This window comes from Streptomyces sp. CC0208 (genome assembly GCF_003443735.1).
GTDB classification, from domain to species: Bacteria; Actinomycetota; Actinomycetes; order Streptomycetales; family Streptomycetaceae; genus Streptomyces; species Streptomyces sviceus.
In genome coordinates this window covers 8,453,346-8,468,974 of the sequence record NZ_CP031969.1, presented here as the reverse complement: position 1 = coordinate 8,468,974, position 15,629 = coordinate 8,453,346, and the positions used below count along the sequence as shown (strand labels likewise).

General features: G+C 71.9%; 13 protein-coding genes. 9 read left to right on the top strand and 4 right to left on the bottom strand.

The genetic code is table 11. The annotated features are described in order from the left end of the window. Window positions 1-26: 26 nt before the first annotated feature. Window positions 27-1,412, bottom strand: a complete 1,386-nt coding sequence (locus D1369_RS38870; RefSeq protein WP_037898811.1) for a M1 family metallopeptidase — start codon at window positions 1,410-1,412, stop codon at window positions 27-29. A 140-nt stretch (window positions 1,413-1,552) separates the two neighbouring features. Between D1369_RS38870 and D1369_RS38865 the strand changes: the two genes are divergently transcribed. After that, window positions 1,553-1,903, top strand: coding sequence for a DUF488 family protein (locus tag D1369_RS38865; protein WP_118082973.1), 351 nt, complete (start codon window positions 1,553-1,555; stop codon window positions 1,901-1,903). Between the two features lie 201 nt (window positions 1,904-2,104). Here the strand turns inward: D1369_RS38865 and D1369_RS38860 are convergent, their stop codons facing one another. Both D1369_RS38860 and D1369_RS38855 read right to left on the bottom strand, forming a co-directional pair. Next, window positions 2,105-3,778: an FAD-binding dehydrogenase gene (locus D1369_RS38860; RefSeq protein ID WP_118082972.1), complete on the bottom strand. Its 1,674-nt coding sequence runs from the start codon at window positions 3,776-3,778 to the stop codon at window positions 2,105-2,107. A 17-nt stretch (window positions 3,779-3,795) separates the two neighbouring features. After that, window positions 3,796-4,422, bottom strand: a complete 627-nt coding sequence (locus D1369_RS38855) for a TetR/AcrR family transcriptional regulator (RefSeq protein WP_037898814.1) — start codon at window positions 4,420-4,422, stop codon at window positions 3,796-3,798. Between the two features lie 114 nt (window positions 4,423-4,536). Here D1369_RS38855 and D1369_RS38850 point away from each other — a divergent pair, with 114 nt between their 5' ends. The 3 genes from D1369_RS38850 (at window position 4,537) to D1369_RS38840 (ending at window position 7,670) form a co-directional block, all read left to right on the top strand. Next, window positions 4,537-5,166: an alpha-ketoglutarate-dependent dioxygenase AlkB gene (locus D1369_RS38850; RefSeq protein WP_118082971.1), complete on the top strand. Its 630-nt coding sequence runs from the start codon at window positions 4,537-4,539 to the stop codon at window positions 5,164-5,166. A gap of 474 nt (window positions 5,167-5,640) precedes the next feature. Beyond that, window positions 5,641-6,387, top strand: a complete 747-nt coding sequence (locus D1369_RS38845; protein WP_007379757.1) for an MBL fold metallo-hydrolase — start codon at window positions 5,641-5,643, stop codon at window positions 6,385-6,387. 41 nt (window positions 6,388-6,428) lie between these two features. Further along, on the top strand, window positions 6,429-7,670 hold the full coding sequence (locus D1369_RS38840) for a DUF4032 domain-containing protein (protein ID WP_007379758.1): 1,242 nt from the start codon (window positions 6,429-6,431) through the stop codon (window positions 7,668-7,670). 2 nt (window positions 7,671-7,672) lie between these two features. On the opposite strand, the gene D1369_RS38835 is transcribed toward D1369_RS38840, so the two are convergent. Beyond that, complete coding sequence (locus D1369_RS38835; protein WP_037898816.1) at window positions 7,673-8,545, bottom strand: universal stress protein; 873 nt, start codon at window positions 8,543-8,545, stop codon at window positions 7,673-7,675. A gap of 67 nt (window positions 8,546-8,612) precedes the next feature. Here D1369_RS38835 and D1369_RS38830 point away from each other — a divergent pair, with 67 nt between their 5' ends. The 5 genes from D1369_RS38830 (at window position 8,613) to D1369_RS38810 (ending at window position 15,623) form a co-directional block, all read left to right on the top strand. Beyond that, window positions 8,613-8,966: a VOC family protein gene (locus D1369_RS38830; RefSeq protein WP_037898818.1), complete on the top strand. Its 354-nt coding sequence runs from the start codon at window positions 8,613-8,615 to the stop codon at window positions 8,964-8,966. A 120-nt stretch (window positions 8,967-9,086) separates the two neighbouring features. Continuing rightward, window positions 9,087-10,763 (top strand): FAD-dependent oxidoreductase, encoded by a 1,677-nt coding sequence (locus D1369_RS38825; RefSeq protein ID WP_118082968.1) that lies wholly within the window; start codon window positions 9,087-9,089, stop codon window positions 10,761-10,763. Beyond that, on the top strand, window positions 10,760-12,217 hold the full coding sequence (locus D1369_RS38820; protein WP_007379761.1) for an ATP-binding protein: 1,458 nt from the start codon (window positions 10,760-10,762) through the stop codon (window positions 12,215-12,217). Before D1369_RS38825 ends, D1369_RS38820 begins: the two co-directional genes overlap by 4 nt. After that, window positions 12,214-12,567: a UBP-type zinc finger domain-containing protein gene (locus D1369_RS38815; RefSeq protein ID WP_007379762.1), complete on the top strand. Its 354-nt coding sequence runs from the start codon at window positions 12,214-12,216 to the stop codon at window positions 12,565-12,567. The genes D1369_RS38820 and D1369_RS38815 overlap by 4 nt, the downstream gene beginning before the upstream one ends. Before the next feature lie 113 nt (window positions 12,568-12,680). Beyond that, window positions 12,681-15,623 carry a helix-turn-helix transcriptional regulator gene (locus tag D1369_RS38810; protein WP_037898821.1) on the top strand — a complete coding sequence of 981 codons (2,943 nt, stop codon included), beginning with the start codon at window positions 12,681-12,683 and terminating at the stop codon, window positions 15,621-15,623. Window positions 15,624-15,629: the final 6 nt, after the last annotated feature.

Sequence of the window (15,629 nt, the reverse complement as noted above, 5' to 3'; positions counted from 1 at the left end):
GACAGTTGTAAGAAACTCGTCAGCTTCTAGGGCTGGTTGGGCTTGCCCGGCGTGTCCAGCCAGGTCCGGAACAGGCTGTCCAGGTCCTTGCCCGAGACCCGTTCCGCGAGGCGCTCGAACTGCGCGGTGGTGCCGAGGCCGTAGCGGTGCCCGGACGCCCAGGCGCGCAGGATCAGGAAGAACGCCCGGTCGCCGACGGCCGTGCGCAGGGCGTGCAGGGTCATGGCGCCACGGGCGTAGACGGGGGTGCCGAAGATGTTGGCGCCGCTGCCGGGGTTGCCGGGCGGGAACTCCCACAGCTCGTCGCTCGCGGGTTTCGCGTAGAGGTGGTCGAAGGTCTTCTGGGCGCTGTCGCCGCCGTGCTGCTCGGTGTAGAGCCACTCCGCGTAGGTCGCGAAGCCCTCGTTGAGCCAGATGTCCTTCCAGGAGGTGAGCGAGACGGAGTCGCCGAACCACTGGTGGGCGTTCTCGTGGACGAGGGTGCTCAGGTCGGGCGCGCGGTCGTAGACCGGACGGCTCTGGGTCTCCAGCGCGTAGCCCACGTTCGGGGCGTGGTCCACGATCGATCCGGCGGCACGGAAGGGGTAGGGCCCGAAGAGCTTGCTCTCCCACTCCAGGACGGAGGGCAGCTTCTTGAGGACGGGCGCCGCGGCGGCGGCCTCGCGCGCGTCGACCGCGTTGTAGACGCGGATGCCGTTGCTGGTGGTGAACTGCTCCACCTTGAACTTCCCGACGGTCGCAGTGGCCAGGTAGGCGGCCATGGGCTCGCTCTGGTGCCAGCGGAACGTGGTCCTGCCGTGCGTGGTCCGCTGGGAGAGGAGGACGCCGTTGGCGACGGCGGTGCGGCCCTGGGGGACGGTGATCGTGAAGTCGTACGACGACTTGTCCTTGGGGTGGTTGTTCGCCGGGAACCAGGTCATCGCGCCCTGCGGTTCCCCGGCGACGAAGGCTCCGTCGTCGGTGGGGATCCAGCCGTCGAGCGAGCCGTCCGGGTCGGTGACCGGGGCCGGCTTCCCCTTGTAGGTGACGGTGATGGTGAACCGTTCCCCCTTGCGCAGGGCGCGCTGCGGGGTGACGACGAGTTCCTGTCCGGAGCGGCGGAACCCGGCCTTGGCGTGACCGACGGTCAGGCCCGTGACGGTGAGCCCCTTGAAGTCGAGGTCGAAGCGCGTCAGGCGCTCGGTGGCGCGGGCGGTGAGAACCGCCTTCCCCTCGAGATGGCGGCTGCTGGGGTCGTAACGGAGTGTCAGGTCGTAGTGGCCGACGTGGTATCCGCCGTTTCCGGCGAGCGGGAAGTAGGGGTCGCCTGCGCCGGACGAGCCCGTCGACGAAGGAGCGGCGGCCCCGAGCAGAGCGGTGAGGGCAAGGGGGGTGGTGACGAGGACGAAGATGCGTCTGACGGCCGTCGACACGTGCTCTCCTACAGGTCGGGGGGTGGACAACGCTTCACACTAAAGGCCCCCTCCCCCGCAACTCACCCTTGATCAGGTCAAGTCACGACGGGCTCCGCAGTACGCTCCCGACGCAGCCGTCCTTCGTCGAGAGGCCGCCCGTGAGCGTGCGCATCCGCCGTGTCTACGAACCGCCCGAGCCCGACGACGGTGTCCGCGTCCTGGTCGACAGGTTGTGGCCGCGGGGTCTGTCCAAGGACGCGGCCCGCGTCGACGAGTGGCCGAAGGCGCTCACCCCGTCGACCGAGCTGCGCCGCTGGTACCACGCCGGCGAGGGCTCGTACGAGGAGTTCGCCGAGCGGTACGAGGCGGAGCTGGCCGATCCCGAGGCGGCCGGACTGCTCGACAGGATCCGGGAGTTGGCGGCCAGGGGTGACGTGACCCTGCTGACCGCGTCGAAGACGCCGGAGCAGAGCCACGCCACTGTGTTGGTACGGCTGTTGCGAGCGTAGGTCTGCCCGACGGATCAGGTCGGCGTCCCGTGCTGGAATACGCCGACCTGCGCCGCACCGGACCCGACCACCCGCTCCCGTGCGCTCCGGGGTCCCGCGCCGCCACGCGTCGCAGGCCGCCGGACCCGCCGGGCGACCGGCCCCGGCCGACCCGTTCCGGGTCCCCTGGTCCGGATCACCTGGTCCGGGTCCCCTGGAGCCCTAGCCGACCTGCTTGGCCGCCGCCCGCCCCGCGGCGCGCCCGGAGAACAGGCAGCCGCCGAGGAAGGTGCCCTCCAACGCGTTGTAGCCGTGGACACCGCCCCCGCCGAAGCCGGCGACCTCGCCCGCCGCGTACAGCCCTTCCAGGGGCTTGCCGTCGGTGCCCAGAGCGCGGGAGTCGAGGTCGGTCTGGATGCCGCCGAGGGTCTTGCGGGTCAGGATGTGCAGCTTGACGCCGATCAGGGGGCCGGCGGCCGGGTCGAGGATGCGGTGCGGGGTGGCGACGCGGCCGAGGCGGTCGCCGATGTAGCGGCGGGCGTTGCGGATGCCCTGCACCTGGGCGTCCTTGCTGTAGGAGTTGGCGATCTGGAGGTCGCGGGCCTCGATCTGGCGGCGGAGGTCGGCGGCGTCGAGGAGTGCCTTGTCGGTGAGTCCGTTCATCTTCTCGACGAGCTGTTCCAGGTTCGGGGCGGTCACGAAGTCCGCGCCCTTGCGCAGGAACGCGTCCACCGGTCCCGGCGCGCCCTTGCCGAGGATGCGCTCCTTGAGGAAGCCCGCGCGGTCCTTGGCGGTGATGTCGGGGTTCTGCTCGGAGCCCGAGAGCGCGAACTCCTTCTCGATGATCTTCTGGGTGAGGATGAACCAGGAGTGGTCGTGCTCCGCGATGTCCTCGGTGGTGCGCAGGTGCCTGAGGGTGCCGAGGGTGTCGTAGCCGGGCAGGCAGGGTTCGGGCAGTCGGCGGCCCAGGGCGTCGAACCACATCGAGGACGGGCCGGGCAGGATGCGGATGCCGTGGCCGGGCCAGATCGGGTCCCAGTTCTGGATGCCCTCGGTGTAGTGCCACATGCGGTCGCGGTTGACCAGGCGGACGCCCGCGCCCTCGCTGATGTCGAGCATCCGGCCGTCGACGTGGGCGGGGACGCCGGTGACCATCTCGGTGGGCGGGGTGCCGAGCCGCTCGGGCCAGTAACGGCGGACGATGTCGTGGTTGGCGCCGATGCCGCCGGTGGTGACGACGACGGCTCGGGCGGTGAGTTCGAAGTCGCCGACCCGATCGCGGTTGGAGGCCACCCCGCGCGCGGAGTTGTCCTCGGCCAGGACCGTGCCGCGCACCCCGCGGGCGGTGCCCTCCTCGACGACGAGCTCGTCGACCTGGTGGCGGTGGTAGAACGTCAGCAGTCCGTCGCGCGCGGCCTGCCTGGCGTATCGGACGAAGGGCTCGACCACTCCGGTGCCGGTGCCCCAGGCGACATGGAAGCGGGGTACGGAGTTGCCGTGCCCGTGGGCGGTGAGGTCGCCGCGCTCGGCCCAGCCGACGGTGGGCAGGAACGTGATGCCGTGCCCCTCCAGCCAGGACCGCTTCTCGCCGGCCGCGAACTCGACGTAGGCGCGCGCCCAGCGCACCGCCCAGGAGTCCTCGTCCTCGACCCGGTCGAACTGCGCGCTGCCCTGCCAGTCGTTCCAGGCGAGGTCGAAGGAGTCCTTGATGCCCAGGCGCCGCTGTTCCGGGGAGTCGACGAGGAAGAGCCCGCCGAAGGACCAGAAGGCCTGGCCGCCGAGGTTCGCGGCGTTCTCCTGGTCCACCAGCGCGACCCTTCTGCCGCGGCTGGTGAGTTCGTGCGCGGCGACCAGGCCCGCGAGCCCCGCTCCGACGACGATGACGTCGGCATCCATGGCGACCGTCCCTTCCCTCATACGGTGGTGTCGCTGCCGTCGGTGAGCAGCGCGGTGAGCAGTTGCTTGAGCCAGACCCGGGCCCGCTCCAGGTCCCCGTCCAGGAGCAGTTGGACGGTGACCCCGTCGTAGGCGGCGACCACGGCATGGGCGGCGCCCTCGACGTCGACCAGCACGGCGGGCAGTTCGGCGTGCCCACGCGTGCGTGCCAGCCGGTCGGCGATGGCGCTCCGGAGCCGGGCCCGGTGTTCGAGCAGGGTCCGGGCGACCTCGGGCGCGCGGGCGGCGTGCACCAGGAAGTCGGTCTTCACCAGGAGCCAGTCCCGGTCCAGGAGCAGCACGTCGGTGACCCGGTCGACGGCGGCCGGCACGTCGAGGCCGGGGCCGTCGAGGGCGAGGGCGCCGGAGACCTGGTCGGCGATGAGGTCGGCGCGCTGCTGGTAGAGCGCGAAGAACAGCTCGTCGAGACTGTCGAAGTTCGAGTAGAAGGCGCCTCGGCTGTACCCGGCGGCCTCGCAGACCTCCTCGATCGACACCCGTCCGAAGCCCTTGGCGGCGAACACCGAGAAGGCCGCGTCCAGGAGGTTGGCACGCGTGCGGACCCGGCGCCTGGTCACACGCCTGGTCGTGTCCTCCACCACCATGTCGGTCCTCCGTTCGATACATGAATGTATCCGATACGTCGATGTATCGAAAGAGTCGAACGCCTCAGCGAACTTCATGGGAACAGATTTTCGAATAAGGAGTACGCTGGATTCATGACCGCGCACCTCCAGGGCTCCCTCTTCGACCAGACCGACCAGCTCCGGCTCGGCCCCCTCGACGGGATCCGCCGTACCGTGCTCGCCCACGGCGCCTGGATCGACGTACTCCCCGGATGGCTCGGCGGCTCGGACGTCCTGTTCGAACGGCTGGCCGCAGAGGTGCCCTGGCGTGCGGAGCGCCGCACGATGTACGACCACGTCGTCGACGTCCCGCGGCTGCTCGCCTTCTACGGCGTGGACGACGAGCTGCCGCATCCCGTGGTCACCGAGGCCCGCGAGGCGCTCACCGCGCACTACGCCGACGAGCTCGGCGAGCCGTTCACGACGGCCGGGCTCTGCTACTACCGCGACGGCCGCGACAGCGTCGCCTGGCACGGCGACCGGGGCGGGCGAGGGGGCAGCCACGACACCATGGTCGCGATCCTCTCCGTGGGCGCGCCGCGCGACCTCGTGCTGCGGCCGGCGCGTGGCGGCGGCGAGACGCTGCGGCGGCCGCTGGGCCACGGCGACCTGATCGTGATGGGCGGCTCCTGCCAGCGCACCTGGGAGCACGCCGTACCGAAGTCGACGCGCGCGACGGGACCGCGCATCAGCATCCAGTTCCGCCCGCACGGCGTGCACTGAGGCAGAGAGGCGGCTGCTTCGGCCGCACGCGGGGGCTGCCTCCGGCGGACGGTGCCGGAGGCAGCCTCGTCCCTCCGGGGGCCGGACGAGGAGGACCAGCACAAGCCACCGCGGCGGCGGGCCGCGAGGACGACACCGTGGCGCGGCGTGGCGGCCCGGGAGCTCGGCACCGGAGGCAGCCTCGCCCCTCCGGAGGTGGGACGGGAAGGACCAGCACAAGCCACCGCGGCGGCGGGCCGCGAGGACGACACCGTGGCGCGGGCGGGCCCGGAGTCCGGGGGGCGCAGGTCTCTGTGAGCGTGCCCGCCCGGGGTGCGCCCCGGCGCCGTAGGCAGCCTCGTCAACGGGCAGGTCCACCGCTGGAATCGGCCGCCGGAAGTTGACGGATGGAAGACCGGTACCCGCCGCTCCGGATCGCCTGAGCGTCTGCTTTGCTGTGTGCCGTCGGGCAGGGACTCACCGGGCGGGGCGATCATGAGCGCAGGCGTGCAGCAAGTCGCGGACGGCACCTATCTGGTGCACGGCAGCAACACCAACTGGGTGATCCTGACCGAGGGAAGCTCCGCCACGCTGGTCGACACCGGCTACCCGGGCGACCGGGACCAGGTGCTCGCCTCCCTCGCGGAGGTGGGCAGTTCACCGGAGGCGCTCACGGCGGTGCTCATCACGCACGCCCACAACGACCACCTGGGCTCCGCCGAGTACCTGCGCAGCGCCTACGGCACGCCGGTCTACCTGCACGAGGCCGAAGTCCCGCACGCCCGGCGTGAGTTCCTGCACCAGGTCTCCGTCGGGACGGTCCTGAAGAACGGCTGGCGCCCCGGTGTGCTGCCGTGGGCGGTGCACGCGATCCGCGTGGGCGGCACGGCCCATGTGCCCGTCACCTCCCCGCAGCCGTTCCCGGCGGAGGGCGCCCTCGATCTGCCCGGCCGCCCGGTGCCCGTCCACACACCGGGCCACACCGACGGACACTGCGCCTTCCACCTCCCCGACCGCGGCGTGGTGATCTCGGGCGACGGCCTCGTGAGCGGTCACCCCACCTCACGGGTCAAGGGGCCCCAGCTGCTGCCGGACATGTTCCACCACGAGCGCGCGCGTGCCGTGGCGTCGCTGGACGTGTTCGCGCAGCTGGAGGGTGAGGTGTTGCTGCCGGGGCACGGCCCGGTGTACCGCGGTCCGGTCCGTGAAGCGGCACTTCAGGCCAGGGACCGCGCGCTCTAAGGTGAGGTGACGATCACCGACCAGGCGAGGACAGAGCACCGATGGCACTGCAGATCAGCGCGACGAACCCGGAGCACCCCGCGCTCCTGCTCGAACTGCCGTGGCAGCTGCCGCTGGAGCAGTGGCCGGAGGAGGTCCTGGTCCCGCTGCCGCGCGGCATATCCCGCCACGTGGTGCGCTACGCCCGCGCCGGCGACGAGGTCATCGCCGTGAAGGAACTCGCCGAGCGCCCGGCGCTGCGCGAGTACGAGCTGCTGCGCGACCTGGACCGGCTCGGCATCCCCGCCGTCGACCCGCTCGCCGTGGTCACCGGGCGCACCGACGCCGAGGACGCCCCGCTGGAGCCGGTGCTGGTCACCCGGCATCTGGGCGGCTCGATGCCGTACCGCTCGATGTTCGAGACGACCATGCGGCCCGCCACCATGCACCGCCTGATGGACGCCCTGGCGGTCCTTCTGGTCCGCCTGCACCTGGCCGGGTTCGCCTGGGGCGACTGCTCCCTGTCCAACACCCTGTTCCGCCGGGACGCGGGCGCCTACGCCGCCTACCTCGTCGACGCCGAGACCGGCGACCTGCATCCGCAGCTCAGCCCCGGGCAGCGGGACTACGACCTCGACCTCGCCCGCGTCAACATCAGCGGTGAGCTGCTCGATCTGGAGGCCTCCGGGGCGCTGCACCCCTCGGTGGACGCGATCGAGTTCGGCATGGAGATCTGCTCGCGATACGGCAGCCTGTGGGAGGAGCTGACCCGCAGGTCCGTCTACCCGGCGGGCAAGTACCACTACATCGAGCGCCGGATCCGCCGGCTCAACGACCTCGGTTTCGACGTGGCCGAGATGCAGATCGAGCACGCGCCGAACGGCGACGAGGTCACGTTCGTCCCGAAGGTCGTGGACGCCGGTCACCACCAGCGCCAGCTCCTGCGCCTGACGGGCCTGGACGCCGAGGAGAACCAGGCCCGACGGCTGCTGAACGACCTGGAGAGCTGGATGGCCACCCAGGAGGACTACGCCCCCGGCGACCCGCTCGGCGCTCGTCCGGAGGTACTCGCCCACCGCTGGGTGCGGGACGTCTTCCGGCCCACGGTACGGGCCGTGCCGCCGGAGATGCGCGGGTCGATGGACCCGGCCGAGATCTACCACGAGCTCCTGGAGCACCGCTGGTACCTGTCCGAGCGGGCCCAGCACGACATCGGCCTGGACACCGCGGTGGACGACTACATCACGAACATCCTCCCCAAGGCCCGCGAGACGCTCCAGCCCACTCCGGCCACCGCCGACTGACCTCAGGCGTGCGGGACCACGGCCACCGGGCAGTCCGCGTGGTGCAGCACACCGTGCGCGACCGATCCGATCCGGGCGCCCACCGCGGTACGACGGGCCCGACGGCCCACGACCATCAGCTGAGCCCTGGCGGTCATCGACAGCAGCACCTGGCCCGCGCTGCCCATCTCCACGTGCTCGACGACCGGCACGTCCGGGAAGCGCTCCCGCCACGGCTGGAGCGCCGAGGCCAGGGCCTTCTTCTCGTACGGCTCCAGCCCGCCGGCCTCGTCGAGGAGCTTCAGCGAACCCGGGCTGTAGGCGAACACCGGCGGCAGCGTCCAGGCCCGTACGGCACGCACGGCCGCTCCCCGTGCCGCCGCCGTCTCGAAGGCGAACCGCATGACCTCGGCGCTGTCCTCCGGGTCGCCCTCCTGGCCCACGACGATCTCGCGCCCCGAGACCTCCGCGCCGGCCTGGTCCCCGGCCCGCACCAGGACCACGGGCCGCGTGGCCTCGGCGATCACCTGCTGGCCCACCGAGCCCAGCAGGAAGCCCACCACCGGCCCGTGTCCACGGGAGCCCAGGACCAGCAGTTCGGCGTCGGACGCGGCGGCGACCAGCACGTCGACGCTGCCTCCCTCCACGAGGTCGGTGTCCACGTCGAGCCCGGTGTGCCGTCCGGTGACGGCTCGGACGGCCTCGGCCATGGCGTCCCGCGCCCAGCCCGCCTGGGTGTCCCGGTCCCCCGCGTCGATCCCCTCGTACGGCTGGAACCGCCAGGCGTGCACCACCCGCAGCCCCGTTCCGCGCCGGACCGCCTCCCGGGCGGCCCAGCCCAGTGCGGCGAGGGACTCCTCGGTTCCGTCGATCCCTGCGGTGATCGGGCGTGTCATACGCCGGCCTCCTCGTTCTTGATCAATGCGGTGGACCCTGATCCTCAGTCTTCACTACGCTCCCCGCATGGCACTGGAATGGGAGCAAGTCATCGTGGACGCCGCCGATCCCGCCGCCCTCGGGCGCTGGTGGGCCGAGGCCCTGGGCTGGGTGGTGGTCGAGGACTCACCGGACGAGTTCGAGATCCGTCCCGAGAAGGACCGGATCCCGGGGCTGCTGTTCGTGCCGGTGCCGGAGGCGAAGACCGTCAAGAACCGGCTCCACCTCGACTTCCGGCCGGACGACCGGGACGCCGAGGTCACCCGCCTCCTCGCCCTGGGCGCGCGGCACACGGACATCGGGCAGGGCGAGCAGTCCTGGGTGACGCTCGTGGACCCCGAGGGCAACGAGTTCTGTGTGCTGGGGCAGCGCCGAGCCTGACACCGGCAGGGTCACGCATACCTGCGCGTAGCCGGGCGATCGAACATACGATGGGCGGGACCGGGCCGGTGACCACGGGGGGCGCCGTGCCCCGACCGACCGCCCGGCGTGGGGAGACGCATGGCACAGGCCGCCGAATCGGCGCGGACCGTCATTCTGACCGTGGACGACGACCCGGGGGTCTCCCGCGCCGTCGCCCGCGACCTGCGGCGGCGCTACGGCGAGTCGTACCGGATCGTGCGCGCGGAGTCCGGTGAGTCCGCGCTGGAGGCGCTGCGGGAGCTGAAGCTGCGCGGCGACCTCGTGGCGGTGATCCTGGCCGACTACCGCATGCCGCAGATGAACGGCATCGAGTTCCTCGAACAGGCCCTGGACGTGTATCCGGGCGCCCGCCGCGTGCTGCTGACGGCGTACGCGGACACCAGCGCGGCGATCGACGCGATCAACGTCGTCGACCTCGACCACTACCTCCTCAAGCCGTGGGACCCGCCCGAGGAGAAGCTGTACCCGGTGCTCGACGACCTCCTGGAGGCGTGGCGCTGCAGCGACTACCGGCCGGTGCCCGCCACCAAGGTGATCGGGCACCGCTGGTCGGCGCGCTCCTCGGACGTGCGGGAGTTCCTGGCCCGCAACCAGGTGCCGTACCGGTGGTACTCCACCGACGAGCCCGAGGGACAGCGGCTGCTGGCCGCCGCGGGCCAGGACGGGCAGCGGCTGCCGGTGGTGATCACCCCGGACGGCACTCCCCTGGTCAAGCCGGAGGCCCCGGACCTGGCCGCCCACGTGGGTCTCGCCACGACCCCGACCGCCGACTTCTACGACCTCGTGGTCATCGGCGGCGGCCCGGCCGGGCTCGGCGCGGCGGTGTACGGGGCCTCGGAGGGGCTACGGACCGTGCTCGTGGAGCGGTCGGCGACCGGCGGCCAGGCCGGACAGAGCTCGCGGATCGAGAACTACCTGGGCTTCCCCGACGGTGTGTCGGGCGCCCAGCTCACCGACCGGGCCCGCCGTCAGGCGACGAAGTTCGGCGCCGAGATCCTCACCGCCCGTGAGGTGGCGGGCCTGGAGGTCAACGGCGCGGCCCGCACCGTGCGGTTCTCCGACGGGTCCGCGGTGGCCGCGCACAGCGTGATCCTGGCGACCGGCGTGTCGTACCGGCAGCTGGAGGCGCCCGGCTGCACGGATCTGACCGGGTGCGGGGTGTTCTACGGCTCGGCGCTGACCGAGGCGGCCTCCTGCCAGGGGCAGGACGTGTACATCGTCGGCGGCGCCAACTCGGCGGGGCAGGCGGCCATGTACCTGTCCCGGGGCGCCAAGTCGGTGACCCTGCTGGTGCGCGGCCCCGACCTCGCCGCGTCGATGTCGCACTACCTGATCCAGCAGATCGAGGAGGCGCCGAACATCTCGGTTCGCGCGCGTACCGTCGTCGAGTCCGCGCACGGCTCGGACCACCTGGAGCAGCTGACCCTGCGCGACACCGAGACCGGCGAGACCGAACTCGTCGACGCGCAGTGGATGTTCGTGTTCATCGGCGCGGCCCCGCTGACCGGCTGGCTGGACGGCACCGTGCTGCGCGACGAGCACGGGTTCATCCTGGCCGGGCCCGACCTCACCCCGGACGGGCGGCCGCCGGCGGACTGGGAGCTGGACCGGCCGCCGTACCACCTGGAGACCAACATTCCGGGCGTGTTCGTCGCGGGTGACGCGCGCGCCGAGTCCGCGAAGCGGGTCGCGTCCGCAGTCGGAGAGGGAGCCATGGCCGTGATGCTCGTCCACCGGTACCTGGAGCAGTCGTGAGCGGGCAGTTGATGCCGTGCAGCCCCGGGGAGATCGGGTCGCTGTTCCTGTTCGAGAAGCTCTCCCCCGAACAGCTCGGCCAGCTGTGCAGCGCGGGCCGGGTGGAGAGGTTCGAACCCGGGCCCGTCTACACCGAGGGTGAGCCCGCCACCTGCTTCTACGTGATGATCGAGGGCACGGTCGTGCTCTCGCGCCGGGTCGGCGGCGACGACGTGGAGGTCAACCGCACCTCGCAGCGTGGGGTGTACTCGGGGTCCATGCAGGCCTACCTCGGCGACCGGGTGCAGCAGACCTACAACAACTCCATGCGGGTCACCGAGCCCTCACGGTTCTTCGTGCTGCCCGCGGAGACGTTCTCGGCCTTCATGCAGGAGTGGTTCCCGATGGCGGTCCATCTGCTGGAGGGGCTCTTCTTCGGTTCGAAGAACACCCAGCGTGCCATCGGACAGCGTGAACGGCTGCTGGCGCTCGGCTCGTTGTCCGCCGGTCTCACCCATGAGCTCAACAACCCCGCGGCGGCTGCCGTACGGGCCACGTCGACGCTGCGCGAGCGCGTGGGCAAGATGCGGCACAAGCTCGGCATCATCGCCCAGGGCTCCTACTCCCCCGAGGTCATGGCGAACCTCATCGACATCCAGGAGCGCACCGCCGAACGCGTCGCCAAGGCACCTGTGTTGAGCCCCCTGGAGGCGTCCGACCGGGAGGACACCCTCGCCGACTGGCTCGACGACCACGGCATCCAGGAGGGCTGGCGGATCGCGCCCACCTTCGTGCAGGGCGGGCTCGACGTGGACTGGCTCGACCAGGTCGCGGCGACCGTGGGCGAGGAGATCCTGCCGAACGCGATCGGCTGGCTCAACTACACCGTCGAGACCGAGCTGTTGATGGACGAGATCAACGACTCCACGGCCCGGATCTCCCACCTCGTCGACGCGGCCAAGCAGTACTCCCAGCTGGACCGGGCGCCCTACCAGGTGGCCGACGTGCACGAACTCCTCGACAGCACGCTGCTGATGCTGTCGGGGAAGATCGGACAGCAGATCAAGGTCGTCAAGGAGTACGACCGGACCCTGCCGCGGATCCCGGCCTACCCCGCCGAGCTCAACCAGGTGTGGACCAACCTGATCGACAACGCGGTGCAGGCCATCAACAGCGTCGGCGGTGAGGGGACGTTGACCGTCCGGACCGCGCTCGAACACGACCGGCTGCTGGTGGAGTTCCGGGACACCGGACCCGGGGTGCCGGCGGACATCCGCGGGCGGATCTTCGATCCCTTCTTCACCACCAAGCCCGTGGGCGAGGGGACGGGCCTCGGGCTCGACATCTCCTGGCGGATCGTGGTCAACAAGCACCACGGGACGCTCCAGGTGGAGTCGTCGCCCGGCGACACCCGCTTCCAGGTGCTGCTTCCCCTGACCGCCGTGGACAACGACACGACCGAGGAGCCGGAATGACCGACGTCAAGGGCATCGACCCGAGCGTGCCGCCCAGCGGGGACGGGTGCGTGGAGTGCGACGCGGCCGGTGGCTGGTGGTTCCATCTGCGGCGGTGTGCGCAGTGCGGGCACGTGGGGTGTTGTGACTCCTCTCCGGGTCAGCACGCGAGCGGGCACTTCCGGGAGACCGGGCATCCGTTGGCGCGGAGCTTCGAGCCGGGTGAGGAGTGGTTCTGGAACTTCGAGACGGAGGAGATGTTCGAGGCGGGGCCGGAACTGGCCCCGCCGGTGAGTCATCCTCAGTCGCAGCCGGCGCCCGGCCCTGCGGGGCGTGTACCGGCTGATTGGGCTCGGACGTTGCGCAGATGAGCTCGGGGGGACCTGTCTGATGGCGGCTGCGGGTACGTAGAGGCTGGTCGCGCAGTTCCCCGCGCCCCTTGGTAGGTCGACCGGCTGTCAGTGCGAAGTGCCAGGATGTCTTTGTGCCGCAGATCTCTATCAGTACTCCGCTTGTCGGGCGGGAAAACGAGCTGACCCTCCTGTCCGATGTGCTGGAGCGTGCCCGAGGTGGGGAGGCTCGGGCGGTGCTCGTCGCGGGGGACGCCGGGGTCGGGAAGACTCGGGTGCTCGACGAGGTGGCTGGGAGGGCTGCGCGGGCGGAAATGACCGTGCTCACCGGGCACTGTGTTGATCTCGGGGACGTCGGGTTGCCGTATCTGCCGTTCACCGAGGTGCTGGGGGCGGTCTCGCAGGACGAACGGTTCGCCGGGGCGTTCGCCGCCTACCCGGTGCTGGAGCGGTTGCTGGGAGGGGGATCCGGGGACTCCGGCGGGCGGCTGCGGTTGTTCGAGTCGATCGCCGGGCTGCTGGCCGATCTCTCGGACATCGCCCCCCTGCTGCTGGTCCTGGAGGATCTCCACTGGGCCGACCAGTCGTCCAGGGATCTGCTGCGGTTCCTGCTCAGCCGCGGGATCCTGCAGCGCTCGGCAGGCGGCACACCCACCCACCGGCTGGCCGTTCTCGCCTCGTACCGGGCCGACGACCTGCACCGGCGGCACCCGTTGCGGCCCCTGCTCGCCGAGCTCGTGCGGCTGCCCGCCGTGGAGCGCCTGGAGTTGCGGCCGATGGCGGACGGCGAGGTGGCCCGGCTGGTGCGGGCCCTGCGCGAGGGGCCGCTGCCGGACACCACGGTGCGGCGGATCGTCGAGCGGGCCGAGGGCAACGCCTTCTACGCCGAGGAACTGCTCGCCGCCACGGGGAGTGGCGAGGGCGGGGTGCCCAGTGGGCTCGCCGATGTGCTGCTGATCCGGTTCGAGCAGCTGTCCGACACCGCTCAGCAGGTACTGCGTACCGCCGCCGTGGCCGGGCGGCGCGTCGAGCACGACGTGCTGCGGGACGCCGTACGACTGCCCGAGGATGAGCTGGAGACGGCGCTGCGCGAGGCCGTCGGGCGGCAGGTCCTGGTGCCGGGCGAGGGCGACACCTACACGTTCCGGCACGCCCTCGCCCGTGAGGCCGTGTACGCCGATCTGCTCCCGGGTGAGCGGGCGCGGCTGCACGGCGCGTTCGCCCGGCTGCTGGAGGGGCGGGGGAACCGGGCCGAGAGCGCGGCGGAGCGGGCCCATCACTACCGCGAGAGCCATGACCTCGCCCCCGCGCTCGCCGCCTCCCTGGAGGCCGCGGACCACGCCGAGCGGGTGGGGGCACCCGCCGAGGAGCTACGCCATCTGGAGGCGGCCCTCGACCTGTGGTCGGCGGTGGAGTCGTCCGCGCGGCCCTCGGGCGAGGGGGTCGACCGGGTCCGGCTGATGCTGCGGGCGTCCTCGGCGGCCGCGCACGCCGGCGAACTGCACCGGGCGGTCTCGCTCACGCGTGCCGCGCTCGTCGGCGTCGGTCAGGAGGCCGACTCGGAACTGGCCGCCCGGGTGCGCTACACGCTCGCCGGGAACCTGATGAGCGTCGACAATCTCACCGCCGCCTTCGCCTACAGCAGCGAGGCGCTCGCCATGATCCCCGCCGAGCCCCCGTCCCGTACCTGGGTGTGGGCCGCCGCGACCCATGTGCTCGCGGCCCGGCAGGTCGGGGAGAACGAGGTGGCGCTGCGGGTCGCCCGGCAGGCCCTCGGCACCGCCGAGCGGTTGGGGGTCCCGGACGCCCAGGCGGATCTGCTGATCTCCCTGGCCGTCCTGGAGGGCGGCGGCCGCCGTACCCCGGCGGGGCGGGAGCGGCTGCGTCAGGCGCGGGAGCTGGCCCGCGAGGCGTGTAACACGCCCGTGGAGATGCGCGCGCTGTTCAATCTAGCCATCGGCTGCTTCGAGTCCGGGCAGCTCGACGAGTGTCTGCCCTGGGTCACCGAGGGCCTGGACCGGGCGCGTCGCGCCGGGCTGCTGTCGTCGCCGTATCCGATGGAGATGCGCTACCTGCACCTGCTGGTGCTGTACACCCTGGGGCGCTGGGACGACTGCGTCCGTGCGGCGAACGCGGATGCCGACGTGCTGCCCGCGGCCGGCGGGTACACGATGGCGCCCGCGCTCTACGTGGCGCTCGCGCGCGGCGACTTCAGTGCCGTCGACCGGGCCCGGGCGTTGCTGGAGGGGCCGTTCGACTGGATGGCCACGCTCGTCGCGGGCATCGCGCTGACCGACGCGGCGGCGCTGCGGGGCGACGCCGAGGAGGCCGTGGCGCGGATGCGGTCGACTGTCACGACGCTGACCGACGAGATGGGGACACCTCCGCACGTCACCGTCCGGCTGGCCACGCTCGCCTTGTCCGCGGTCTCCGACCGGGCCACCGATCTGCGTCTGAAGGGGGACCGGGCCGGGGCGAGTCGCTGGGCGGAGACCGCGACCGAGCTGGTGGAGCTGGCCAGGACCACCGCCGCGCACGGCGAGGGCGGGATACCGCAGGGCCCGGAGGGACAGGCCTGGCTGGCCCGGGCCGAGGCGGAGTGGACCCGGGCCGCGTCGGGACCGGATGCCGAGGCCTGGGCGAAGGCGGTCGCCGCGTTCGACTTCGGTGACGTGTACGAACCGGCGCGCTGTCGCCTGCGGTACGCCGAGGCCCTGCTCGCCGCCGACCGGCGTGAGGAGGCCGCGACCGAGGCGCAGGCGGCGCGTGAGGTGTTCGCCCGGCTCGGCGCCACGGTGCTGCTGGAGCAGGCGGACGAACTGATCCGGCGCGGCAGACTCACCGAGGCGGCGCCCACCGCGTCGCCGCTCACGGCCCGTGAGCAGGACGTGCTGCGGCTGCTCGCCCGGGGGCGCAGCAACCGCCAGATCGGCGAGGAGCTGTTCATCACCGGCAAGACGGCGAGTGTGCATGTCTCCAACATCCTGGCCAAGCTGGGCGCGGCGAGCCGCACCGAGGCCGTGGCCGTCGCCTACCGCGAGGGGCTGATCGCCCCGGAGACGACGACCCCCGGCTGACGGGCC